This is a genomic window from Halomonas sp. ND22Bw (genome assembly GCF_003011945.1).
Classification (GTDB): domain Bacteria; phylum Pseudomonadota; class Gammaproteobacteria; order Pseudomonadales; family Halomonadaceae; genus Halomonas; species Halomonas halophila.
Genome location: NZ_PXWD01000346.1, coordinates 1 through 360 on the forward strand (window position 1 = coordinate 1; position 360 = coordinate 360).

At 59.4% G+C, this 360-nt stretch carries 1 protein-coding gene; it reads left to right on the forward strand.

Features of this window, described 5'->3' with window-relative positions; all coding sequences use genetic code 11:
- Positions 1-14: 14 nt before the first annotated feature.
- Positions 15-360, forward strand: a 346-nt coding sequence (locus CVH10_RS18370) for a hypothetical protein (RefSeq protein ID WP_146143041.1), incomplete at its 3' end; no start/stop codon positions are given.

The window sequence follows — 360 nt, forward strand, 5'->3', positions numbered from 1 at the left end:
CCATGAGCATGTACATGAACCGTGGTCCATCAACGGCAAGGAGCGGTGAAAAGCTCCGTTGGTGGACCGCTTTCCTGTTGTCGGGATCCCTGCTGACGGCAGCGGGGCTATCGTCAGCCTCCACTGCGCCAGCCGGTATCCTGGCGGCGGGACCCCATGCCATCTTCAACCGGGGAGAGATGATCTCCGATGAGGGGATGTCGGATCTTCGTGGGGGCTTCAACCTGGGTGGTATGGAACTGAACTTCGGAGCGAAGCTGACCACCATGATCAACGACAGGGTGCGCTATATTACCCAGGTCGCCTTCGACAATGCCGGGGCCAGGGTGATGTCGAGCACCCTACAGAAGACATTGTCGG